We start from the raw sequence: 24385 nt of genomic DNA on the forward strand, positions 1-24385 counted from the left end.
TTAATGGTTATTAATGTCGAAATAAAGGTAAACAAAAGAAATGAATGTCGCAATAATAAATCCCATAATTACTTCTTTTACAGTGTGTCTCTTCAAAATTACTCTAGAAATAGCTACCAAAATAGTTAGGAAAAACCAAACAAAACCATAAATTGGATGTAATGTAAAAAATAGAGCACTTACAAAAATATTGAAACTGGTGTGCATAGAACTTTTAATAAAAAAATTGCTGATAAACATTACCACCAGCAAAACCAGTAAAAAAAGGATGATAAGTATGTAATGAAAATTTTGTTTGGTGTAAAAAAGAGCCGCAATATATATGGAAATAATAATAAAATTAAAAAGGTAAAGACTGTTTCTTTGTTTTCTGTTAGAAACATCCATATTGGTGTAGTTTCCTTTTTTAACATTCCAGAAAATCCATCCAAAAATTGGGATAATTACAATGACAATTGGCAATAAAAAATTGATGATATTGAAGTCTCCATTGCTGTTGTAATAACTATAAAAGGCAAAAAATATTAATAAAGAAAATAGAGGATTCAATACATTAGAAATAATGTTAGAGAATTTAATTAAAAAAGGAGATTGTTTTTCTGGCGTCATTTTTATAAATTGAAATTCAAAAATACGTTTTTTTGATTGATAAAAACATTCGTCATTATTTATTACATAAGTTTCTTCATAAAACAAAGAAATTTACTATTTTTGCACAGTATTTTACAAAAGCTAATGAATACGTTAGCATTTAATCTGAAAAAAAATATAACTAACAGATGAAAGAGTTTTCTAAAGAAGTCTATCTACAGTGGTATGCAGATATGACAATGTGGCGAAGATTTGAAGATAAGTGTCGTTCACTTTACTTAAAGCAAAAAATTAGAGGTTTTTTACATTTATACAATGGTCAAGAAGCTATTCCTGCTGGTTTTACCCATGCAATGGATTTAACTAAAGACTCTATGATTACGGCTTACCGTTGCCACGTACATCCAATGGCGATGGGAGTAGATCCTAAAAGAATCTTAGCAGAACTTTGTGGTAAAGCAACGGGAACTTCACATGGTATGGGAGGTTCTATGCACATTTTCAGCAAAGAACACAGATTTTATGGTGGACATGGTATTGTAGGTGGGCAAATTCCTTTAGGAGCTGGTATTGCTTTCGCTGATAAATATTTTGAAAGAAATGCAGTAAATATTTGTTTCTTCGGAGACGGAGCTGTAAGACAAGGTTCTCTTCACGAGACTTTCAATATGGCAATGAACTGGAAACTTCCTGTAGTATTTGTGGTAGAAAATAACCAATACGCAATGGGAACATCAGTAAAAAGAACTGCAAACCACGAAGATATTTATAAACTAGGTCTTGGTTACGAAATGCCTTGTATGCCTGTAGATGCTATGGATCCAGAAAAAGTAGCAGAAGTTGCTTACGAAGCTATTGAAAGAGCAAGAAGAGGAGATGGACCTACTTTTATTGAAGCTAGAACTTACAGATTTAGAGGTCACTCTATGTCTGATGCAGAACCATATAGAACAAAAGAAGAAGTAGCAGTAAAAAAAGAAGAAGATCCAATTGTTTTAATTAAAAACAGAATTTTAGAAAACAAATGGGCTACAGAAGAAGAATTAGATGCTATTGAATTAAAATCTAGAGAATTTGTAGAAGAATGTGAAGCTTTCGCAGAAGAATCTCCATATCCAACTGCAGATAAAGTTTACGAATATGTATATTCTGAACCAGATTATCCATTCTTAGATAAATTAGAAAACTAAATTTTAAATTAATTTGAAGTTTGAAATTTGAAGTTTAAAATTCATCGAGTTTTAAATCTCTAATATCAAATCTCGAATCTCGAATCAATATAATAATTATGGCTGAAGTAATTACAATGCCGAGACTTTCTGATACAATGACGGAAGGGAAAGTATCAAAATGGCACAAAAAAGTAGGAGATTCCGTAAAAGAAGGCGATGTTTTAGCCGAAATAGAAACAGATAAAGCAGTTCAAGATTTCGAATCAGAATTCAATGGAACTCTATTATATATTGGTGTTGATGAAGGAGGTAATGCTCCTGTAGATAGCATCTTAGCAGTAATTGGTAATGCAGGCGAAGATGTTTCTGCTCTAATTGGTGGTGCTGCGGCTCCAGCTGTAGAAGCTGCTCCTGTAGCTCAAGAAGCAGCTGTAGAAACGGCTACTGCTTCTGTAGAAATTCCAGCAGGCGTTGAAGTAATCACCATGCCAAGACTTTCTGATACCATGACGGAAGGGAAAGTTGCTAAATGGCACAAAAATGTTGGAGATACTGTAAAAGAAGGTGATATTCTTGCAGAAATTGAAACTGATAAAGCAGTTCAAGATTTCGAATCAGAGTTCAATGGAACTTTATTATATGCTGGTGTTGCAGAAGGTAGTTCTACTAATGTAGATGATGTTTTGGCAATTATTGGCCTTGCAGGTACAGATGTTTCTGCTATTGTTGCTGGAGGTGGTAAAGTTGCTGCTCCTGCTGCTACAGATGCTCCTAAAGCTGCTCCTGCCGCTGCTGCAACTCCTGTTGTTGCTAGCACAACTTCTGGTGGTAGAGTTAATATTTCTCCTTTAGCTAAAAAAATGGCTTCAGAAAAAGGAATTGATATTGCTACAGTACAAGGAAGTGGAGATAACGGAAGAATCGTTAAAAAAGATATTGAAAATTATAAACCAAGTGCTGCTGCACAAACTGCTTCTACTGTGGTTTCTGCTCCTGCTGCACAAGTGGCGGTTAATTTTGTAGCTGGCGAAACTACAGAAACTCCAAATTCTCAAATGAGAAATGTAATTGCGAAGAGATTGGCCGAAAGTAAATTCACAGCTCCTCACTATTACTTAATGGTAGAAATTAATATGGACAAAGCTATTGAAGCTAGAAAAGAGCTTAATAGTTTGCCAGATACCAAAGTTTCTTTCAATGATATGGTGATTAAAGCAACTGCTTTAGCACTTAGAAAACATCCTCAAATTAATTCTTCTTGGGCTGGTGACAAAATCATCCACCACGGAAATATTAATGTAGGTGTTGCTGTAGCGGTTCCAGATGGTTTAGTAGTTCCTGTACTTAAAAATACAGACTTTATGACTTACAACCAGATTTCTGCTTCTGTAAAAGATATGGCTTCTAGAGCTAAAACAAAAGCTTTGAAAGCTAACGAAATGGAAGGTTCTACTTTCTCTATTTCTAACTTGGGTATGTTCGGTATTGAAACATTTACTTCAATTATCAATCAACCAAATTCTTGTATCCTTTCTGTAGGTGCAATTATTGAAAAACCGGTGGTTAAAAACGGACAAATTGTAGTAGGAAATACCATGAAATTGTCTCTAGCTTGCGACCATAGAGTAGTAGATGGTGCTACTGGTGCTCAGTTCTTACAAACTTTAAGAACTTACCTAGAAAGTCCATTAACAATGTTACTTTAATACGTTAAAGAATATTTTAAATTTATAAACTTAAATCCTTCCTTTTTGGGAGGATTTTTTTGTGAGACTAATGTTAATCTCTTAAATTTATGATTTACTTAAAAAAGATTATTTTTAGTCACTATTTTCCAGTAAATCATAAAAATAATTCCAAATCTCAAATCAATTTATTATTTTTGAACTATGATTAAAGCGAAAAATATTCATAAATCTTACGGAAGTTTAGAAGTGCTAAAAGGAGTAGATTTAAAAATTAAAACCGGTGAAATTGTTTCTATTGTTGGCGAATCTGGCGCTGGTAAATCTACTTTGCTTCAGATTTTAGGTACTTTAGACTTGCCCTCAAATCTTGATAAATTCAATACTTTGTTAACGATTGGCGACCAGTCTTTCCTTAAAATGAATGATAGAGAAATCTCAAAATTCAGAAACCAAAATATAGGATTTGTTTTTCAGCATCATCAATTATTACCCGAGTTTACAGCGCTCGAAAATGTGCTTTTACCAACAAGAATTTCGAGTAAAAACGAAAAAGAATCTTTGGATAAAGCCTTTCAGTTGTTTGAAGAATTGCATATTGCACACCGAGTAGATCATAAACCTAAAGAACTTTCTGGTGGCGAAGCGCAACGTGTAGCTGTGGCTAGGGCTTTAATTAATTCGCCAAAGATTATCTTTGCAGACGAACCTACAGGGAATTTAGATTCTAAAAATGCAGATTCTCTTCATCAATTATTTTTTGATTTGAGAAGTAAATATAATCAGACATTTGTAATTGTGACGCACAATAAAGAATTGGCAGAAAGTACAGATAGAAAACTGGTGATGAAAGATGGAATGATTCTTTAGAAGTGAAATTTCAAAAATGAAAATTCAGAAAAAATAAACTAATTCCAAAATGAGTATAAAATTTCTTGCAGAAGATGATAGACCAAGAGAAAAATTTCTTTTGAAAGGGAAAACTTCTCTTTCAGACTCAGAGCTTTTGGCAATTATTCTCGGAAGCGGAAACAACGAAGACTCAGCGTTAGAATTGGCAAGAAAAATTTTGGCAAGTGTAGGAAATAATTGGCAAAATCTTAGTAAACTTTCTATAAAAGATTTAATGAAATTTAAAGGAATTGGAGAAGCTAAAGCAATTTCTGTGGCAGCAACTTTGGAAATTGGCAGAAGAAAAGCTTCACAAGAAACGCCCGAAAAAACTAGCATTTCGAGTGCTAAGGATTCATATAATATCTTTTCACAACATCTTTCAGATTTAAGAACCGAAGAGTTTTGGGCAATTTTTTTGAATCAAAAAAATCAAATTGTCTATAAAACACAAATTTCAAAAGGCGGAATTTCTGGAACTTTGGTAGATGTAAGAGTGCTCTTTAGAATTGCTATAGAGCATTTTGCTACTTCTTTAATCGTAGCTCATAATCATCCTTCGGGAAGTTTGAAGCCTAGTCTAGAAGATATTCAAATTACAAAAAGTATTAAGAATGCTGGCGAAATTCTTAATGTGACACTTTTAGACCATTTAATTATTGGAGATAATTCTTTTTTTAGTTTTGCAGAAGAAGGTTTGTTATGATTAGAAAATTAAAATACAAAGAAATAGATTTTGCAAAATATCAAGAATGTATAAAGAATTCCGAACAAAGAAAATATTCTGCAGAAAAACATTTTTTAGATGTTGTTGCCGGTGAAAATTGGGACGTTTTAGTTTTTGGCGATTATGAAGCGGTAATGCCAATTCCTTATGTGAAGAAAATTGGAATTAAATATGTTGTAAATCCTTTTCTTACGCAACAGTTAGGCATTTTTTCAAAAAAAGATGATGTTCATTTGAATGAAAAATTTCTAGAGTTTTTAAATGAAAATTATATTGTAAAATATTATACATTTAACGATACTAATTCATTCAAAACATTTCTTAAAACTCGGAAAAATTTTTTATTAGAACCTGATTCTTACGAAATAGTAAGACAAAGATATTCTCCAAAACGCAAGAGAAAACTTAGACTTAATCCTGGAGTTATAGAATTTTCGGCGATGAGAAATGATTTAAAGTTTGAAGAAGTAGAATCTTTTATTTCTGAAAATATGATAGGGATTAAAAAGTTGAAAAATAAAATTTTTGTTTTAAACAATTTGAAAGATTTTTATCATCAAAATTTAATCCAGTTTTATGGTTTTTTTTTCAAAGGAGAACTAACTAATTTAATTGCGATATACCAAGAAACTTACAGTTCTGTGTTGCTAGGTACATACAATATTAGAGAATTGGTAAAGCAAAACGGAGCTTCAAATTTAATAGATTTTGCCATTCAAGAAAATGTAGAAACTAAAATTTTTGATTTTGAAGGAGGAGATTTAACAAATATGGACGAATATTTTAGAGGTTTTAGAGCCGAAATGAAGCCTTATCCTATCATACAAAACTCAAAAAAGGAATTGGTAAAGAAGATTTTTTTCTAAGAGACATTAAAGCCAAAATTAATTAATAGGTTCTAGTAAATATTCTAAAATTTTAAAAATGAATTCATGAAATCAACAATAAAAATTTTACTGTTTTTTTATGTGAGCATAATGGCTTATTTTTTGTCAACGCATCAATTTTATAATGCAGATATTGAGGCTTATATGGGGATTGTCTATAAAATTTCAAATCCAAATATGAGTATAGAAGAAATTCATGATAAAGTGTATGATGAATTAATAGAGAAAAAGCCAGAAAAGTTTAATTTTAAAATTGAGGAAGATGTAGATGCAATAGGAGATAGCAAGTACTATAAAATACTTTCGGAAAATCCTAAAATATATGATGAAGAATTACAATTATTTACAGTAAAACCATTTTATAATTATGTAAATTCTATATTTTTTAGATTAGGTTTTAGTGCTTCTTCTTCTACATTTATAATAACAATTATTTCTTACGTTTTGATTGTTTTGCTTATTTTTATTTTCCTATCAAAAATAATAAGCAACAACTGGATTGTGTTATTTTTAACAATTCTTATTTCGTTATTTAAGCCTTTGTTAGACGCTTCTAGGCATGCAACGCCAGATGTATTGTCTTGTTTGCTACTCTTGTTAAGTGTTTATTTTTTATTAATGAAAAAGGATTTGTTGTGGACTTCAATTTTTGGTGTTTTGTGTATTTTGACAAGACCAGATTATATTGTTTTTTATTGTTTAACTTCTGTTTTGGCTTATTTTTTTAGAAGCGAGATGAATTTAAAATCAAGAGGAATATTTGTCAGCTTTTTCTCATTTTTAATCTCATTTATTATTCTACAGAGTTTTAATAAAATTTCTTGGTCAGTATTGCTTATGAATCAATTTGTAAAGATTCAATGGTATCCTATTTCTAATCCTAATGCGCTTAACTATATTGATTATTTTAATCTAATTAAGAGAAAATTGCTATTTGAGTTTAATTCGTCATACTTTATTCTTTTATTGATTTTTATTGTTATTATTTATAGTAAAACTTTTTCATGGAAGAATTTACAACAAAGATTGTCTTTGTTTTTTTTGATAATCATCTATTTAACAGTATTTGTAAGGTTTTTTATTTTTCCTTCTTTGGTTAATAGAATGATGGTAGGGTATTATTTACTCATAATTTTTACTCTTATATATTATTTGAATCCTATTTACAAGAAGATTTTTATTAAAAGCTAATTATTACTACCTTTGCAAAACTATTCTAAATTAATGATGGATTTCGAAAATTTAATGCCGTATGCATTTGCTCTTATTATTGCACTTCCGATTATAGTGCTTTTGAGACAATTTGTGTATAATTATATTAGATTGAAAAACAAAGAGTTAAAATTACTCGCAGTAAAATCTAATGGAGATTTAAAACTACAGGCTTACGAAAGGATGACATTATTTTTAGATAGAATAAAGCCTTCAAATCTTGTTGTAAAATTTGATAAAAATTTAGAAGTTCACGAATTTATTTTTCTTTTAGAAAAAAGTATCTCAGAAGAGTTTGAATATAATTCGTCTCAGCAATTGTATATTTCTAAAAATTCTTGGGAAAATATTGTAGCTTCTAAAAATAACATTTTGCAATTGATGAGAAAAACTTACGAAAATCTTAATACTAATGCTAGTTTACAAGATTTTAAAACTGTTTTTTTGATGAATTTTGTAAGTGGTGGAGATTATATTTCAGACACCATAGAAGAACTTAGAAGAGAAGCATTGTTATTAAACTAAATGAATTAAAATAAAATTAAAAAAAATTATGATTCCAAATTTTAAAGCGCATCCTTGGCACGGAATCTCTGCTGGCGAAGATGCTCCTAATGTCGTAAATACATTTATAGAAATAGTTCCTTCTGATACGATAAAATATGAGGTTGATAAGAAAAGTGGTTATTTGAAAGTAGATAGACCTCAGAAATTTTCTAACATTATTCCTGCACTTTACGGTTTTATTCCAAGAACTTATTGCCACGAAGAAGTGAAAAAATTAGCAATAAGAGAAGGCGCTGTAGATGTAAGCGAAGGAGATCATGACCCTCTTGATATTTTGGTTTTATGTAGCCATAATATTCACTCTGGAGGTCTTTTGATGGATGCTATTCCAATCGGAGGTTTCAAAATGATAGATAAAGGTGAAGCTGATGATAAAATTGTAGCTGTAATGGTAGGAGACCAAGTTTATGGGCACATGAGAGATATTTCAGAATTGCCTCAAGCTGAAGTTTTCAGACTAAAACACTACTTTTTAACTTACAAAAATCTTCCTTACGAAGAAGCAAATTGTAGAATCGAAGAAATCTACGGTGCAGAACATGCCAAAGAAGTAATTAATGCTTCTCTTAAAGATTATTCAGATAAATTTGGTGGAGAGCTTTAATAAGCACAAAATCAATCAAAGTTAGTAAAAGCCGGACAATTTGTTCGGCTTTTTGCTTTTTATTTCGTTTTTTCAAGATTAAAATCATTTTTCTTAACATGATAATTGTCATTTTATTTTTCATTTACAGGATTTTATTATATTAGACCTATTAAATGTTAATAAAAATTAATATATGAATACACTATTTTATCTAGTTCCTGTCTTTGGTGTTGTAGCGCTATTCTACACATTTATTAAAAGTTCTTGGGTAAGCAAACAGCCCGCAGGAAACGAAAAAATGCAAACTATTAGCGGACATATTGCAGATGGAGCAATGGCTTTTTTGAAAGCTGAGTATCGTATTTTGACATATTTTGTAATTGTAGTTGCTGTTTTATTAGGAATTATGGGGTATAGCAATGCTAATTCTCATTGGAGTATTGGGATAGCTTTTGTATTTGGAGCAGTTTTTAGTGCGACAGCTGGTTTTATTGGGATGAAAATCGCCACAAAATCTAATGTAAGAACCGCAGAAGCTGCTAAGACTTCTCTTGCAAAAGCTCTCAAGGTTTCATTTACAGGAGGTTCTGTAATGGGAATGGGAGTTGCTGGTTTGGCAGTTTTAGGTTTAGGAGCTTTGTTTTTAATTATTAAACAAATTTTTGCTTCTGGTGCTGAAGTTAATTCTTTAGAAATGGAAAGAACGATAGAAATTCTTACAGGTTTTTCTCTTGGTGCAGAATCTATTGCTCTTTTTGCCAGAGTTGGTGGCGGAATTTATACCAAAGCTGCAGATGTAGGAGCGGATTTAGTAGGAAAAGTGGAAGCGGGTATTCCAGAAGATGACCCTAGAAATCCGGCAACAATTGCAGATAATGTTGGAGATAATGTTGGAGATGTTGCGGGTATGGGAGCAGACCTTTTTGGTTCTTATGTAGCCACGGTTTTAGCAACAATGGTTTTGGGTAGAGAAACTCAATCTATTGATAATTACGGTGGTTTTGCGCCTATTCTTTTGCCAATGCTTATTGCTGGTTTAGGTATTCTATTTTCTATTTTTGGAACTCTTTTTGTTAAAATTTCGGATGTAGGAGAAGATACTACTTCGAAAGTTCAAAAAGCGCTTAATCTAGGAAATTGGGGAAGCATTATTCTTACTGCCGTTTCATCTTATTTTTTAGTGAATTTTCTTTTGCCCGAAAATATGAGTTTAAGAGGTGTTGAATTTACAAAATTGGGTGTTTTCGGAGCAATAATGGTGGGTTTGGTAGTAGGAACTTTAATGAGTTTTATTACAGAGTATTACACGGCAATGGGCAAAAGACCTGTTAGAAGTATCATTAATCAATCTTCAACGGGGCACGCTACTAATATTATTGGCGGAATTTCTGTTGGTATGGAATCTACGTTATTTCCGATGATGGTTTTAGCTGCGGGAATTTGGGGTTCATATCTTTGTGCTGGTTTGTATGGCGTTGCTATTGCAGCCGCAGGAATGATGGCTACTACAGCGATGCAATTGGCGATAGATGCTTTCGGCCCTATTGCAGATAACGCTGGCGGAATTGCAGAAATGAGCGAATTGCCAAAAGAAGTAAGAGAAAGAACAGATATTTTAGATGCTGTAGGAAATACAACAGCTGCTACAGGAAAAGGTTTTGCAATTGCATCTGCTGCACTTACAGCTTTGGCATTATTTGCGGCATTTGTAGGTATTGCTGGTATCGACGGAATAGATATTTACAAAGCAGATGTGCTTTCAGGATTGTTTATTGGTGCAATGATTCCATTTATTTTTTCATCATTAGCCATTAAAGCTGTCGGAAAAGCAGCAATGGCAATGGTAGAAGAAGTGAGAAGACAATTTAGAGAAATTCCGGGAATTCTAGAAGGAACAGGGAAGCCAGAATATGACAAATGTGTGGCTATTTCTACAGATGCTTCTATTAGAAAAATGTTACTTCCAGGTTCTATTGCAATTGTGACGCCATTGTTAGTTGGTTTTATTTGGGGACCAGAAGTTTTAGGAGGTTTCTTGGCAGGAGCTACTGCAAGTGGCGTTTTACTGGGAATGTTTCAAAATAATGCAGGTGGAGCTTGGGATAATGCTAAAAAATCTTTCGAAAAAGGAGCTGTAATTCATGGCGAGACTTTCTATAAAGGTTCAGACCAGCATAAAGCTTCCGTTACGGGAGACACCGTTGGAGACCCTTTCAAAGATACATCAGGGCCTTCTATGAATATTTTAATTAAGCTGATGTCTATTGTTTCTTTGGTAATTGCGCCAACTTTAGCTAAAATTTATTCTGAAAAAATTCAGGAAGACAGAAAAGAAAAAATAGAAATTTTGCAAAAAGCAATGTCTAAAAATGAAGCTAATATTCAAGGTGTTACCTGTACAAAAGAATGTATGGAAGAATGCAAAGAAGAAGGAATGAATTGTGAGGAAAATAGTTTTGAATGTTGTAAATAAATGATAGACCGTCGCTATAAAGTGGCGGTTTTTGTTGAAAACTTTTCACGTTAAATTTTTAAAATATCATTTATTTCCCTATTTTTGACCAATGGAAAATTTTATTGTATCTGCCAGGAAATACCGTCCACAAGAGTTTGACACTGTTGTAGGGCAATCTCACGTTACAGATACTTTAGAACATGCCATAGATAACAGTCAATTGGCTCAGGCTCTGCTTTTTTGCGGACCAAGAGGAGTTGGTAAAACTACTTGCGCCAGAATTTTGGCAAGAAAAATCAACGAAAAATCGGGAGCGTCAGACGATAGTGGTTTCGCTTTTAATATTTATGAATTAGATGCCGCTTCTAATAACTCAGTTGATGATATTAGAGAATTAATAGACCAAGTTCGATTTGCTCCACAAGTAGGAAAATTCAAAGTTTATATTATAGACGAGGTTCACATGCTTTCGGCAGCAGCTTTCAATGCATTTCTTAAAACTTTGGAAGAACCACCTGCGCACGCCATTTTTATCTTGGCAACCACCGAAAAGCATAAGATTATTCCTACTATTTTGTCCAGATGTCAGATTTATGATTTCAAAAGAATTACGATTGAAGACATCCAAGAACATTTAAGGAAAATTGCAGACAAAGAAGGTGTAACCTACGAAGATGATGCTTTGTTTCTTATTGCTCAAAAAGCTGATGGAGCTTTGAGAGACGCTTTGTCTATTTTTGATAGGCTTACCACTTTTACACAAAAAAATATCACTCTTGCTAAAGCTGCAGAAGTTCTCAATATTTTAGATTACGACCAATATTTGAATATTGTAGATTTAGCGAAAGAAAATAATATACCTTCTATTTTAGCTGCATTTAACGAAATCGTAAAAAAAGGTTTTGATCCACATATTTTTATTGCAGGTTTAGGAAGTCATTTCAGAGATTTAATGATGGCACAAAATGCTTCTACATTAGCTTTAATTGAAGTTGGTGAGAAAACGAAAGCCAAATATGCCGAACAATCTCAAAAATGGAATGCTCAACAATTAATAGATGCTATAGAAATCTGTAATCATGCAGATATTAATTATAAAAATTCTAAAAATCCGAGATTAACGGTAGAAATCGCACTAATGCAATTGGCAAGTCTAACGGCAAATGGTGCTGATACTAAAAAAAAAAGTTTCTGATTTTAGCTCCGCTTCTTAAAGGTAAAACTTCAGAAAATAAAGCAGTTGCAGAAAAAACTTCAGAAAATAAAACCGAAATTCCTGCGGAAATTCCCACAAAAACGGTTAAGAAAATCTCCGAACCTATTGCTAAAAAGGTAATTAATTCTGAATTCAGCATTCATGCTGCTCTCAATAAAAAAGAAGAGGAAGAAGAAGTGCATTTGGTTGTTAAAAAAGAAGAAGATTTGCCAGAACATCATTTTTCTGATGTTGATTTACAAAGAGAGTGGAAGATTTTTTTAGATGATTTACAACAAAAAAACACAGTGCTTTTCTATGCCGTAAACACACTGAAAGTTTACAAAAAAGACGAAAATATAATCAATATTCTTTATCCTTCAGATTCTGTAAAGTCTGAATTCGAGAAAGTACAAGGAGAATTTTTTAATCATTTCAAAAGAAAAGTTAACAATTATAAAATAGAAGTAGAGTACAGCAATGATGTAACTCTGAAAAAAGAGATTGTAACCAAACGCTCAATTTTTGAAAAATTTGTAGAAATTAATCCCGTTTTGAAAGATTTAGACGATTTATTAAAATTAGATTTAAGTTAACGAACTTGTAAAATAGCTCTAATTGCCAATTTATAGTTATTTTTTCTTATAAAATAGAGAAAATATCTAAAATCTATCAAAAATTTAAATGAGTTTTAACATTAATTTCTATATTTGAACAAAATTTCAAAATGATTTTTAAAAACGCATCTTTTGCGTTTTTATTTTTAATACTAAGAAGAGATAAGTAGAATGGACTTAAAAGAATTAGAAAGCAATTGGATTAAAGAATTCCCAACTCCGTTGGTAATTGCAGGTCCTTGTAGCGCAGAGTCTGAAGCGCAGATGCTAGAAACAGCGCAAAGGTTGAAGGAAAGTGGAGCAGATGTTCCTGTCTTTAGAGCAGGAATTTGGAAGCCTAGAACTAAACCATTTGGTTTTGAGGGGGTTGGAGTTATTGGTCTTAACTGGCTGAAAAAAGTAAAAGACGAATTTGGTTTTAAAACTGCAACAGAAGTAGCTAATGCACACCACGTTTATGCAGCTTTAGAAGCAGATGTAGATATTCTTTGGATTGGCGCACGTTCTACAGTTAATCCTTTTACTGTTCAAGAAATTGCAGTAGCACTTAAAGGAACAGATAAGCCTGTTTTGGTGAAAAATCCGGTAAATCCAGATTTAGCACTTTGGGTAGGAGCTTTAGAAAGACTTTTGGGACAAGATGTTAAAAACCTTGGAGCAATTCACAGAGGTTTTTCTTCTTACCAAAAAACAAAATATAGAAACGTTCCGAACTGGCAAATTGCTTTAGATTTTAAAAATCAATATCCAAATATCCCAATGTTTGTAGATCCTTCTCACATCTGTGGTAGAAGAGATTTATTGAAAGATATTACCCAAGAAGCTTTCAATGTAGGTTATGAAGGGGCAATGATAGAGTCTCATCCAAATCCTGATGCAGCTTGGAGTGATGCGGCACAACAAATTACGCCAGAAGTTTTGGCAGATATGTTGGGAAGTATCCAAATTAGAAATTCTGATATTTCTGGTTTTGATGAAGAAATGGGCAAACACAGAGCTTTAATTTCTGATATTGATTTTCAATTAATCAACTTGCTTTCTAGCAGAATGAAAATTTCTGAGAAAATTGGTACATTAAAAAAACAAAACAATATTGCTATTTTCCAACCAGACAGATGGAAAGTAATTACTGAATATGCAAACCAAAAAGCTACTGAAACAGGTATGTCTCAAGAGTTTATAGAAAAAGTTTTCAAAGCAATACACGAAGAATCTATTGAGGTTCAAAATAATATTATGATTGATTAATTTTTGTCAAAATATATCATGAGAACGCACCTTTTTGGTGCGTTCTTTTTTTAAGTAGATTTTTGTAAATTGCGTTATATGAATCATTTTTTAATGAAGTATAAAAAAATATTAATTTTGGCTATTGTGTGGATTGTTTTAGTTTTGATGAATTACTATTACACTCCGTATTTTATTCTTCCATTTGTTTGGTTATTAAATATTTTAATTTTTTTAGTTATTGTTTTACTTCAACTAATAAAAATTTTTAAAGAAAGAAATAATATTTCTAGGCAAAGAATTATAATTTTCATTTCAGTTTTATTCCTAACATTTTTATCTTTTTATAATTTTTACGGAATTCCAAATTTATTTATAGAAAAACTAGATTGGATTATTTTAAAAGAGAAGCGTAAAGATATTGTTTCTGATGTAAAAAGGGGAATTTTAAAATCTAACGTTAGTTGGAATAATGTAGTTTGTGAACTTCCTTTTGAGTTTCCTTTTGTTTCTAACGGAGGAAACGATATTTGGATTTTTAAAAATGAAACCAATCAAAAATACACAGTGAAATTTTGGGTTTTTAGAAATTTTTTTGATTCACCTTCTACGTGTTTTATTTATACTGAAGATGAAAAAAATATAAAATATTATAATGAAAAAATAAAAAATGACCCAGAAAGAAACTGGAAAATTGATAATAATTGGTATAGGATTTTTGGAGATTAAAGTTTATTGAACACTCTGAAAAGCGTGTTTTTTTATTGCGAGAAGATTTCGTAAATTGCACAAAAGAATAAAGTTTTGAAAGGACTCATCACAAAATCTACAGGAAGTTGGTATCAAGTTTTAGATTTGGAAACCCAAAAAGTTTTCGAAGCCAGAATTCGTGGGAAATTTAAATTGATAAAAACCAGACTTACCAATCCTTTGGCGGTAGGAGATTTTGTAGAATTTCAACTCGAAAAAGATGACATTGCGTGGATTACCAAAATAGAACCTCGTAAGAATTATCTCATCAGAAAATCAGTAAATTTATCTAAAGAAGCACACATTATTGCGAGTAATTTAGATTTGGCATGTATTATTTTTACTTTGCAATCTCCCGAAACTTCGCTTGGTTTTTTAGACCGATTTTTGGCGTGCTGCGAAGCGTATAATATTCCGGTTTTGATACTTTTTAACAAAATTGATTTGCTCAATTTTGAAGAAGTAGAATTGGTAGAAGAATTGCAAACGATGTACGAGAATTTAGGTTATCAAACGTTACAAACTTCTTCTGAGAATAATTTGAACTTAGATAAACTTCAAGAAATTTTAAAAGATAAAACGTGTGTTTTCTTTGGACATTCTGGTGCAGGAAAATCTACTTTGGCAAATGCACTGCAACCAGATTTGAACCTGAAAACTAATGAAATTTCGGATGTTCATAACAAAGGCAAACATACCACTACTTTTGCCCAAATGCATTTTTGGAGCTTTGGTGGCGCTGTAATAGACACACCTGGAGTTCGAGAATTTGCAATGATAGATGTAGAAAAAGAAGAAATACAACATTATTTTCCCGAAATTTTTGAAAAAGGAAGAGAATGTAAATTTCATAATTGTAAACACATCAACGAACCAAAATGCGCTGTTTTAGAGGCTTTAGAAACTGGCGAAATTTTGGAAAGTAGATATATTACTTATCTTAAATTGATGGAAGAAGCGGAAGAACAGAATCAATTGTAGGTTATTTTGTTAGATTTCAATTGAAATTCAGTATATTTACATTGAAGTTATATTTTTTGTATCTTTGCATCACCAAACATAGTATTGATTAATGACCAATCCATTATTTTACGCTAAAATAATTCTTTTCGGGGAGTATGGCATGATTGAAAACTCCCAAGGTCTTGTTGTACCTTTTAGTTTTTATAAAGGAACCCTTAAATTTTCTGATTCTAATTCTGATTTTGAGAAAAATTCTAATCAACATCTTAAAAAATACGCAGATTTTTTGAGTGATTTAAAACTTTCGCAGAATTTTAAATTAGATATTGATCAATTTAAACAAGATATTGCAAACGGAATGTTTTTCGATTCTAATATTCCTCAAGGATATGGTGTAGGAAGTTCTGGCGCTTTGGTTGCTGCAATTTTCGAGAGATATTCTTTTTCTAAACACAATCCTGAAAATATTTCAAAAGAAGATTTAAAAAATATAAAATCTGTTTTTGGTGAGATGGAAAGCTATTTTCATGGCAAAAGTTCTGGCATGGATCCGCTTATTTGCTACATGAATTTACCAATTCTTATCGAAAATAAAGACAATCTGGATAAAGTTTCTATTCCAAAAGAAGAAGTAGGAAAAGGTGCAATTTTTTTAATTGACTCTGGGAGCGTTGGCGAAACTGGACCAATGATACAAATTTTCTTTGAGAAATTAAAAAACGAAGGTTTTAGAAAAACTTTAAAAGAAGAATTCATTAAGTATAACAATGCGTGCATTGATACTTTCCTTAATAAAGAAATGACTCCATTTTTCAAACACCTGAAAAATCTATCAAAATGGGCTTATGTGCATTTCAAACCGATGATTCCAGAGAATATTTATAACGCTTGGAAAAAAGGTCTGGATAGCAATGTATATTATCTAAAACTTTGCGGTAGTGGAGGTGGAGGCTACATCTTGGGCTTTACAAAAGATTACGAAAAAGCTGATAAAATGCTAGAAGGTTTCAATAAAGAAGTGATTTATAGATTTTAAAATTTGCGAAATCGTTTATTTATAAATTTGTGAGACTTTTTTAAAAAGCATTTTGAAACTCAGTTTTTTTACAATTTTATAATTACTTAAAATAGAATCTTAACGATTTCTCAGCTTTACATTTTAACAGTTTTTCCCTTTTTAACGGTTTCACGATTTTACAAAAAAATGAAGAACAATCCTATACTTTATCGACTGTCTCAATTGATGAGTTTGCTTTTGGGAGCTAGGATTTTCGTACTTTTACTTTTTACTTTTGCGTTGTATGTTTCTACATTTTTTCTGTTCAATCAAGAAGAAAGTCTTAGAAAATTTGTTTTCGATTATAAAGTTCATGGGATTATTTTTTGTTCTATTCTTAGTATTGCAGCTGGCGGAATTATCAATAGATTTTATGATAATGAGAAAGATATGCTTGCAAGACCGTTTAGAACCAGATTGCAGAGTTTTCTAAAGGAGCGATATTTTTTATATTCTTACATTACGCTTAATTTGGTTAGCATAATTATTTCGGCATTGCTTTCGCCAAGAATTTTGTTTTTTTTCTTAATTTATCAGTTTTTTATTTGGTTTTATAGTCATAAACTGAGCAAAATTTTCATTATTAATAATTTTACGTACGTAAGTTTGTCGCTTTATCCTTTTTTTGGGATGTTGGTGTATTATCAGCACTTTTCGTATAAAATTTTTTTAATGGCAATTTTTCTTTTTTTATTGATGCTAAGTATAGATTTAATTAAAGATGTTTTGACACGAAATGTAGATAAAGTATTCGGATATAATACTATAGCGAATGTTTTTAGCAAGAAATTTTCTTATAATAATATTGCTGTTGTTATTTTTTTCAACATCTTAATTTCAATAATAATTGTAATTACTTACCATCAATTCAATATATTTTCTTGGTATTTTATATTGAGTATTTTCTTTTTTCTTTTTTTACTTTTCCCGGTTTTAACTTATCAAAAAAATAAAATGTTTTGGGTAATTAATTTACTTAGAATTTGGGTTTTTATTGGGGTTCTTTTTATGCTTTTTAATGGAATTTATTCTTAAAAATCTATTTTATATCTTCCAAAACATCAAATAAATAACATCCGAGAAAATTCCCTATCTTTGCAGAAATTTAAATTTATATGAGCAGAGAAAGAAATTCAGGTAAAAGCAATAATAGAAATTCTGATAGGAGACCTTCGTCGCCTAAAAGCTCAAAACCTTCTTTCGATAAACCAAAAAGAGCCAGAGGTACAGACACCCCAAAAAGAGGTGGCGAAAGAACTTTTGATTCTAGAGAAAAATACGAAAAAGGAGACCTTAAATTTGGAAAAAAACCTTTCAAAAAATTTGATAAAGATGACGATAGAGCAAAATCTTTCGTTCAAAAAAGACGTTTAGATAAATTGTCAAAATCTGATAACAAAGAAACCATTCGTCTTAATAAATATATTGCTAATTCTGGTATTTGTAGCAGAAGAGAAGCAGATGATTTAATTACACAAGGTTTGGTAGAAGTAAATGGTAAAGTAGTTACAGAAATGGGCTACCAAGTTCAGAAAACTGATAGAGTGGTTTTTGATGGACAAGGAATTACGCCAGAAAAACCTGTTTATGTGCTTCTAAACAAACCAAAAGGTTATATTTCTACTACAAAAGACGAAAAAATGCGTAAAACTGTAATGGAATTGGTAGCCAATGCTTCGCCTTACAGATTATTTCCTGTTGGTAGATTAGACAGAAGTACAACTGGTGTTATTTTACTTACCAATGATGGACATTTAACCAAAAAGTTAACGCATCCATCTTTCGATATGAAGAAAATCTATCATGTTACTTTAGATAGAAAATTAGATAGAGCAGACCTTAATGCAATAGCAGAAGGAATTAGATTAGAAGAAGGTGTTGCAGAAGTAGATGCCATTTCTTACATTGATGGAAAACCTAAAAACGAAATCGGGATTGAATTGCATATTGGCTGGAACAGAGTAGTACGTAGAATTTTCCAAAAAATGGGCTACGAAGTAGAAGCACTAGACCGAGTAATGTTTGCAGGTCTTACCAAGAAAAATATCAAACGAGGACACTGGAGAATTCTTACAGAACTAGAAGTAAATAACTTGAAAATGTTATAAAATAACAAGAGCGCAATTTAAGCGCTCTTTTTTATTTTTTAATTCTGTTTTTTGAATTAATTTTGAAAAAAATTAAAATATGAGTTTTTTTGGTTCTTCCTCAAAAAGTATTTCGGAAATTTGGCACAAAATAGAATCTGAAAACGATTTAAATGCCGCTATAGAAAATTCAAATACTAAGAATGTTGTTATTTTTAAACATTCTACAAGATGTATCATTAGCAAAACTGTTTTGAAGAATTTTGAAAATGAAGCAGAAAATTCTAACACCGAAAATATAGACTTTTATTATCTGGATTTGCTTAATTATAGAAATATTTCTAATGAAATAGCTGAGCAATTTAACATTACACACCAGAGCCCACAAGTGATTTTGATTAAAAATGAAGAAGCCATTTATAATGCATCACATGACGGGATTTCACAGGAAACAATAAAACAACATCTTATATAAATAATGGAAAACTTTCAATTACAAATTTCTGCATTGTTAGACATTCCTATGTCAACAGTAGAATATTGCAGCGAAAAAATTAAAGTTAAAAAAGTGCCAAAAGGAGGCGTTTTGCTTAGGGAAGGCGAAGTTTGTAAAGATACATTTTTTGTAAACAGTGGTTTATTAAGAATGTACAGCATTGATAAAAATGGGAAAGAACATATTTTGCATTTTGCACCAGAAAATTGGATTTTGGTAGATAGATCTAGTTTGTATCTCAATCATCCCTCAGATTATTATATTGACGCGATAGAAGAAACAGAAGTTTTAATTCTTTCTCCAGAATATTTTGATTTTATTGGAGAAAAACAACCGTCTGTATTTTCCAGACAAAATGTTCTGTTGCACAATCATATCAGCAGTTTGCAAAAAAGAATTAATCAATTACTAGGTGCAACAGCCGAAGAAAGATATCTAGATTTTCTAAAAACATATCCTAGTATTTTCGAAAGAGTACCGCAATGGATGGTAGCTTCTTATCTTGGCATTACACCAGAAAGCTTGAGCAGAGTAAGAAAAGAATTGGTGAAGAAAAAATAATTTTAATGAAAAGATTAGTAATATTTTGTTTTATAGCAATATCTTTTTTTGCAAAATCTCAATCGTTTGACGTCGTTCCTTTGGGGATTTATGGTGGCGAAAAAGAAGATAATTTGTCTTCTTATTTGGTTTCGGTTGCTGGGAAGAACAATTTCCTTTGTTTAGATGCAGGAACTATTAATTCGGGCATTCAAAAAGCAATAGAAAATAAAACTTTTGCAACAGACGAAGCTACAGTTCTAAAAGATTATATTAAAGCGTATTTTGTTTCTCACGGACATTTGGACCACGTTTCTGGTTTGGTTATCAATTCACCGGCAGACAGTAAAAAGAATATTTACGCCATTCCGTTTGTTAAAAATATTTTACTTCAAAAGTATTTTAGTAATGATGTTTGGGCAAATTTTAGTGATGAAGGAGCTAATGCAATTGGGAAGTATCACATCAATGCAATAGAACCTCAAAAGAATTTTAATATCCCTGAAACTGATTTTGAAGCGCAATTGTTTGAGCTAAGTCATACCAAAACGCATTTGAGTTCTGCTATTTTAATTCAACATCAATCAGATTATTTACTGTATTTGGGAGATATTGGTGCAGATAGAGTAGAGCAAAGCAATAAACTAGAAAATCTTTGGAAAAATATATCTCCTTTGATTAAAAATAAATCTCTAAAAGCCATTTTAATAGAAGTTTCTTTTCCGAATGCTCAGAAAGAAAATCTGTTATTCGGACATTTAACACCAAAATTGTTAAACGAAGAACTATCAAAATTAGCAAATTTTGTAGGAAAAGAGAATTTGAAAGGTTTAAATATTGTAATTACACATAGAAAACCAACAGGAAAAAATCCTGAAATTATTGCTGAAGAATTGAGGAATGATAATCCTTTTCAGGTCAATTTAGTCTTTCCTGAACAAGGCAAAAAGTTGAGTTTTTAAATTCAAAATATGATTTTTTTAATAATTTGAAAATAATTATTGCATGGTGTTATTTTTTGCTATAACTTTGATTAGTAGCAAACTATAAAAGACACAGTGATGGAATTTAAAGAAATAATTAAAGGATTTGAGTTGTTCGACTCTGGTGATAAGATTGGTCACATAGAATTTTCTGAAAGAGAAGGTGTTTTGAAAATTACTCACACAGAAGTTCATGATAAATACCACGGTAAAGACCTTGTGAAAAAATTAGTAATGGCTGTTGTAGAGCACGCCAAAAAACATAATTTTAAGATAAGACCATTGTGTTCTACAGCACATCAGGTTCTCAGAAATGATGAATTTTCTGATGTCTTAGCTTAAATAATTAATAAATTAAAGGAATTTCGTAAGAGATTCCTTTTTTGTTTAAAAACTCATTTCTGGTACGTTTTCATCAATGATTAATTTTCCTGCTGTTGCTTTTTTTATGTCTTCTACTGAAATTCCCGGAGCTCTTTCAATGCAATGAAATGCACCATTTTTTACTTCGTAAACTCCTAATTCGGTTACAATTTTTTTAATACATTTTACACCAGTTAGTGGTAATGTACAATTGTGTAAAAGTTTGCTTTCTCCTAATTTATTAACTTGTTGCATGGCTACAATTATATTTTTTGCCGAAGCCACCAAATCCATTGCTCCTCCCATTCCTTTTACCATTTTCCCTGGGATTTTCCAATTGGCAATGTCTCCATTTTCAGAAACTTCCATAGCGCCTAGAATCGTTAAATCTACTTTTTGAGCTCTAATCATTCCAAAACTTGTAGCGCCATCAAAAATGGAAGCACCTTTAAGTAAAGTTACGGTTTGTTTTCCGGCGTTAATTAAATCTGCATCTTCTTCGCCTTTGTAAGGGAAAGGTCCCATTCCCAAGATTCCGTTTTCAGATTGTAAAACTACATTAAAACCTTCTGGGATGTAATTCGCAACCAATGTAGGAATCCCGATTCCTAAATTTACATAGGTGTTATTTTGTATCTCTTTTGCAATGCGCATCGCAATTTGTTCTTTTGTAAGTCCCATTTTTTTAATTTTTCAAATTAGCATATTTTCAAATTTTATCGCGAACTGTTCTTTTTTCGATGCGTTTTTCGTAGTTTTTACCTTCAAAAATTCTGTGAACGTAAATTCCCGGTGTGTGAATTTGGTCTGGCTCCAATTCGCCAGCTTCTACCAATTCTTCCACTTCTGCAATGGTAATTTTACCAGCCATTGCCATCATGGGATTAAAATTTCTGGCAGTAGATTTGTAGATAAGATTTCCTGCGGTGTCGCCTTTCCAAGCTTTTACAATGGCAAAATCCGAATCAAAAGCATATTCCAGAAGATAATCTTTTCCGTTAAAATTTCTAATTTCTTTTCCTTCGGCTACTTCCGTTCCTACTCCAGCTGGTGTAAAAATGGCAGGCATACCATAACCTGTTGCCATACATCTTGTGGCAAGAGTTCCTTGCGGAATGAGCTCTACTTCTAATTCTCCAGAAAGCAATTGGCGCTCGAATTCTGCGTTTTCGCCAACGTAAGAAGAAATCATTTTTTTGATTTGTTTTTGATGGAGAAGTAATCCCAATCCGAAGTTGTCAACACCAGCATTATTGGAAATGCAAGTAAGATTTTTAACATTCATTTTTACCAATTCAGCAATGCAATTTTCGGGAATTCCGCATAAACCAAAACCGCCAAACATAATGGTTGCGCCGTCTCTAATGTCTGCACAAGCTTCTGAAACGTTTTTTACTGTTTTGTTAATCATGAGATTTCATTTTGCCTAAAATACAAATTTTTTGGATTGACAAAGTGATTGATTGAAAATTTTGAACAAAAGACAATTAGACTGCTTATATATATAAACTTTTTCTGAGTTTTTCGAACAGCTAAAGAGGTTGTAATTTGTGTTTTCAAAAGTATATTTTAAAAAATTGGTGTTGTGGAACAGCTACCAATGTTTTTCGCTGTTTTTCTTATGAAGTATAACATTTATCGGTTTTGTAGTATATTCCGTTGCTTTTATACTCAATCTCTTGAGTTTTTCTATTAATTTTAATTATAAAGGATTCACGACTTACTTGGCAACTGCTAAATTTTACTTAATATAAATACACAAAATTATTTTCCATTTTGTAAGAACCTCCATTTTTTTCTTTCTTATCAAACCAAAAGTCATAAGTCTTAGCAATCAAAAGAGCTTCTGGTATATTATCTATAAAGCCAATAAAATCTCTCAATTATTTTTCATTGGGGATAATAAATTTATAAATTCTACCCGTTGTGCATTTTAGATAATATTGACTTTTAAATTATTGATATTTCGCTTGAAATAGACTTTATTGATGAATTGCACAACGGTTAAAGCTGTTATTTTAGCTAATATTCTGGTTTTAAATCCCTCAAAACTCTTTGCATAATTACGTCTAATCATAAATTGGTCACATAATTGCGAAAACAGTGTCTCAATTCTCTTTCTCTGTTTTTTGAACAAATAAAATTGAGGTCTGTAATCTTTCTGATTCACTCTTTTGGGCGTTTCTAATTCTATATTTGCATAATTGAATAAATCAATTTGAATTTCAGATGACAAATATCCTTTATCCCCAAGTAATGTACAATCTGACAATTGTTCTTTAATATCTTTTAAATAGTGAATGTCGTGAACAGAGGCTGGACTTAAATCGATACTTTGGAAAATTCCACTTATAGAACAAACCGCATGAAGTTTGTAACCATAAAAATGCATTTGTTGGGAGGCACAAAAACCTCTGTTTGGATAACAATATTAAGCATCTTTACAAATTTTTGAGGTGTGACTTCTGGAAAGTTTGCAAACTTCTACAGGCATACTATCAATGATAAAGAACTTCTCATGTTCGTTAAAACTTCTTGCCAGTTTCATTCTTATTTCATTAATCTTACTGGCTAATCTGCGTTTCCGTCGATTATATACACTTCGATCTATTTTTTGCCCAAGTGTATCGGGGATATGGCGAAAAAGATGGTTTTCACTATCAATTCCCATAAATTCAACAGTTAGAACGAGACTAATCAATTCCAAATCTTTTAGTTTTGGCACTCGTCTTTGGTAAGATAGAAGATTTTCACTGGATATTTTTCTTAAAACTTCCAAAATTGACTCCGTCGAACCACTTCGTTAGGTTTCTTTCGTAATTTGCTTGCAAGTTGTTCATTGTAAATGTTTTGTGGTAAAAACAATTTACTGATTTTAAATCGAATGAACAACTTTATTCTTTTTATTCATAATGCACAACGGGTTAAATTCTATATCTATAGAAAAGACAGTAAGGATTTTTTTATAATCATCTCCAACTATTATTTGAGAAAATAAAAGTTTTTAAAACATCAATATAATTATAAAGATTATTTTTTGGAACGTATTTTTTATAAAATTCTGACTAACGAAAAAATATTTGCGAAGGCAGGCGAAAAGAGAACTACAAGTTCAATTTAGAGCCAAACGAAGCCGAAGTTTTTCCATGAACTAAGTTAATAAAAAATGTGATTGGAAATAAGAGGATACATGAAAATATTTAGACTTTATCTCGTCATTTAGCAAATATATAATGCTTGTTGTTTTTATAGAATTATAAAAAAACTCTCCAGTATCTGTTTTCTGAGTGTACAGAAGAACTAAAGTGCTAGGATTTATATTTTAAATGAATAT

The 24385-nt window shown here is 31.3% G+C and carries 26 protein-coding genes and 1 pseudogene; 21 read left to right on the forward strand and 6 right to left on the reverse strand.

Features of this window, described 5'->3' with window-relative positions:
• On the reverse strand, positions 1–609 hold the full coding sequence (locus QM746_RS08980) for a phosphatase PAP2 family protein (protein ID WP_414983910.1): 609 nt from the start codon (positions 607–609) through the stop codon (positions 1–3).
• Between the two features lie 170 nt (positions 610–779).
• Here QM746_RS08980 and pdhA point away from each other — a divergent pair, with 170 nt between their 5' ends.
• The 10 genes from pdhA (at position 780) to dnaX (ending at position 11968) form a co-directional block, all read left to right on the forward strand.
• On the forward strand, positions 780–1781 hold the full coding sequence (pdhA, locus tag QM746_RS08985; RefSeq protein ID WP_374364198.1) for a pyruvate dehydrogenase (acetyl-transferring) E1 component subunit alpha: 1002 nt from the start codon (positions 780–782) through the stop codon (positions 1779–1781).
• A 98-nt stretch (positions 1782–1879) separates the two neighbouring features.
• A complete protein-coding gene (locus tag QM746_RS08990; protein ID WP_414983911.1) occupies positions 1880–3469 on the forward strand; it encodes a 2-oxo acid dehydrogenase subunit E2 in 1590 nt (529 codons plus the stop codon).
• Between the two features lie 183 nt (positions 3470–3652).
• Entirely contained in the window at positions 3653–4318 is a 666-nt protein-coding gene (locus QM746_RS08995; RefSeq protein WP_414983912.1) for an ABC transporter ATP-binding protein, read from the forward strand.
• A 49-nt stretch (positions 4319–4367) separates the two neighbouring features.
• Positions 4368–5045, forward strand: a complete 678-nt coding sequence (gene radC / locus QM746_RS09000; RefSeq protein WP_414983913.1) for a RadC family protein — start codon at positions 4368–4370, stop codon at positions 5043–5045.
• Positions 5042–5932: a hypothetical protein gene (locus tag QM746_RS09005; RefSeq protein WP_414983914.1), complete on the forward strand. Its 891-nt coding sequence runs from the start codon at positions 5042–5044 to the stop codon at positions 5930–5932. The genes radC and QM746_RS09005 overlap by 4 nt, the downstream gene beginning before the upstream one ends.
• 66 nt (positions 5933–5998) lie before the next feature.
• On the forward strand, positions 5999–7144 hold the full coding sequence (locus tag QM746_RS09010) for a hypothetical protein (RefSeq protein ID WP_414983915.1): 1146 nt from the start codon (positions 5999–6001) through the stop codon (positions 7142–7144).
• Positions 7145–7177: 33 nt separating this feature from the next.
• Positions 7178–7690 (forward strand): hypothetical protein, encoded by a 513-nt coding sequence (locus QM746_RS09015; RefSeq protein WP_414983916.1) that lies wholly within the window; start codon positions 7178–7180, stop codon positions 7688–7690.
• A gap of 28 nt (positions 7691–7718) precedes the next feature.
• Positions 7719–8336, forward strand: coding sequence for an inorganic pyrophosphatase (locus QM746_RS09020; protein WP_374365172.1), 618 nt, complete (start codon positions 7719–7721; stop codon positions 8334–8336).
• A gap of 175 nt (positions 8337–8511) precedes the next feature.
• Positions 8512–10791: a sodium-translocating pyrophosphatase gene (locus QM746_RS09025; protein WP_414983917.1), complete on the forward strand. Its 2280-nt coding sequence runs from the start codon at positions 8512–8514 to the stop codon at positions 10789–10791.
• Between the two features lie 91 nt (positions 10792–10882).
• On the forward strand, positions 10883–11968 hold the full coding sequence (dnaX, locus tag QM746_RS09030; protein WP_374365169.1) for a DNA polymerase III subunit gamma/tau: 1086 nt from the start codon (positions 10883–10885) through the stop codon (positions 11966–11968).
• Here the strand turns inward: dnaX and QM746_RS09035 are convergent.
• Positions 11949–12128 (reverse strand): hypothetical protein, encoded by a 180-nt coding sequence (locus QM746_RS09035; RefSeq protein WP_414983918.1) that lies wholly within the window; start codon positions 12126–12128, stop codon positions 11949–11951. The two genes, dnaX and QM746_RS09035, sit on opposite strands and share 20 nt — an antisense overlap.
• A gap of 37 nt (positions 12129–12165) precedes the next feature.
• Between QM746_RS09035 and QM746_RS09040 the strand changes: the two genes are divergently transcribed.
• The 11 genes from QM746_RS09040 to QM746_RS09090 all read left to right on the forward strand — a co-directional run bounded on the left by QM746_RS09040 (position 12166) and on the right by QM746_RS09090 (position 21030).
• Positions 12166–12564 (forward strand): hypothetical protein, encoded by a 399-nt coding sequence (locus tag QM746_RS09040; protein WP_414983919.1) that lies wholly within the window; start codon positions 12166–12168, stop codon positions 12562–12564.
• A gap of 192 nt (positions 12565–12756) precedes the next feature.
• The gene (locus tag QM746_RS09045) at positions 12757–13833 is read left to right on the forward strand and encodes a chorismate mutase (protein ID WP_414983920.1); all 1077 of its coding nucleotides are present in this window, start codon (positions 12757–12759) and stop codon (positions 13831–13833) included.
• Between the two features lie 78 nt (positions 13834–13911).
• Positions 13912–14541 (forward strand): hypothetical protein, encoded by a 630-nt coding sequence (locus tag QM746_RS09050; RefSeq protein ID WP_414983921.1) that lies wholly within the window; start codon positions 13912–13914, stop codon positions 14539–14541.
• Positions 14542–14616: 75 nt separating this feature from the next.
• Positions 14617–15543, forward strand: a complete 927-nt coding sequence (rsgA, locus tag QM746_RS09055; protein WP_374365162.1) for a ribosome small subunit-dependent GTPase A — start codon at positions 14617–14619, stop codon at positions 15541–15543.
• 91 nt (positions 15544–15634) lie between these two features.
• Positions 15635–16561, forward strand: coding sequence for a mevalonate kinase (locus tag QM746_RS09060; protein WP_414983922.1), 927 nt, complete (start codon positions 15635–15637; stop codon positions 16559–16561).
• A gap of 168 nt (positions 16562–16729) precedes the next feature.
• Positions 16730–17617 (forward strand): UbiA family prenyltransferase, encoded by an 888-nt coding sequence (locus tag QM746_RS09065; protein WP_414983923.1) that lies wholly within the window; start codon positions 16730–16732, stop codon positions 17615–17617.
• A gap of 80 nt (positions 17618–17697) precedes the next feature.
• A complete protein-coding gene (locus QM746_RS09070) occupies positions 17698–18690 on the forward strand; it encodes a pseudouridine synthase (RefSeq protein WP_374365158.1) in 993 nt (330 codons plus the stop codon).
• Positions 18691–18769: 79 nt separating this feature from the next.
• On the forward strand, positions 18770–19144 hold the full coding sequence (gene ytxJ, locus QM746_RS09075; RefSeq protein WP_414983924.1) for a bacillithiol system redox-active protein YtxJ: 375 nt from the start codon (positions 18770–18772) through the stop codon (positions 19142–19144).
• Positions 19145–19147: 3 nt separating this feature from the next.
• A complete protein-coding gene (locus tag QM746_RS09080; RefSeq protein WP_414983925.1) occupies positions 19148–19726 on the forward strand; it encodes a Crp/Fnr family transcriptional regulator in 579 nt (192 codons plus the stop codon).
• Between the two features lie 5 nt (positions 19727–19731).
• Positions 19732–20667, forward strand: coding sequence for an MBL fold metallo-hydrolase (locus QM746_RS09085; protein WP_414983926.1), 936 nt, complete (start codon positions 19732–19734; stop codon positions 20665–20667).
• A 99-nt stretch (positions 20668–20766) separates the two neighbouring features.
• Positions 20767–21030, forward strand: a complete 264-nt coding sequence (locus QM746_RS09090) for a GNAT family N-acetyltransferase (protein WP_414983927.1) — start codon at positions 20767–20769, stop codon at positions 21028–21030.
• 45 nt (positions 21031–21075) lie between these two features.
• Here QM746_RS09090 and QM746_RS09095 read toward each other — a convergent pair whose 3' ends face one another.
• From QM746_RS09095 to QM746_RS09110, 4 genes and pseudogenes are all read right to left on the reverse strand, one after another.
• Positions 21076–21732 carry a 3-oxoacid CoA-transferase subunit B gene (locus QM746_RS09095; RefSeq protein WP_414983928.1) on the reverse strand — a complete coding sequence of 219 codons (657 nt, stop codon included), beginning with the start codon at positions 21730–21732 and terminating at the stop codon, positions 21076–21078.
• A 28-nt stretch (positions 21733–21760) separates the two neighbouring features.
• On the reverse strand, positions 21761–22462 hold the full coding sequence (locus QM746_RS09100) for a CoA transferase subunit A (RefSeq protein WP_414983929.1): 702 nt from the start codon (positions 22460–22462) through the stop codon (positions 21761–21763).
• Between the two features lie 334 nt (positions 22463–22796).
• Positions 22797–22934 (reverse strand): hypothetical protein, encoded by a 138-nt coding sequence (locus tag QM746_RS09105; RefSeq protein WP_414983930.1) that lies wholly within the window; start codon positions 22932–22934, stop codon positions 22797–22799.
• Between the two features lie 50 nt (positions 22935–22984).
• A pseudogene (locus QM746_RS09110) lies at positions 22985–23812 on the reverse strand (IS982 family transposase).
• Positions 23813–24385: the final 573 nt, after the last annotated feature.

The sequence above is a fragment of the Cloacibacterium sp. genome, assembly GCF_047601505.1.
Lineage (GTDB): Bacteria > Bacteroidota > Bacteroidia > Flavobacteriales > Weeksellaceae > Cloacibacterium.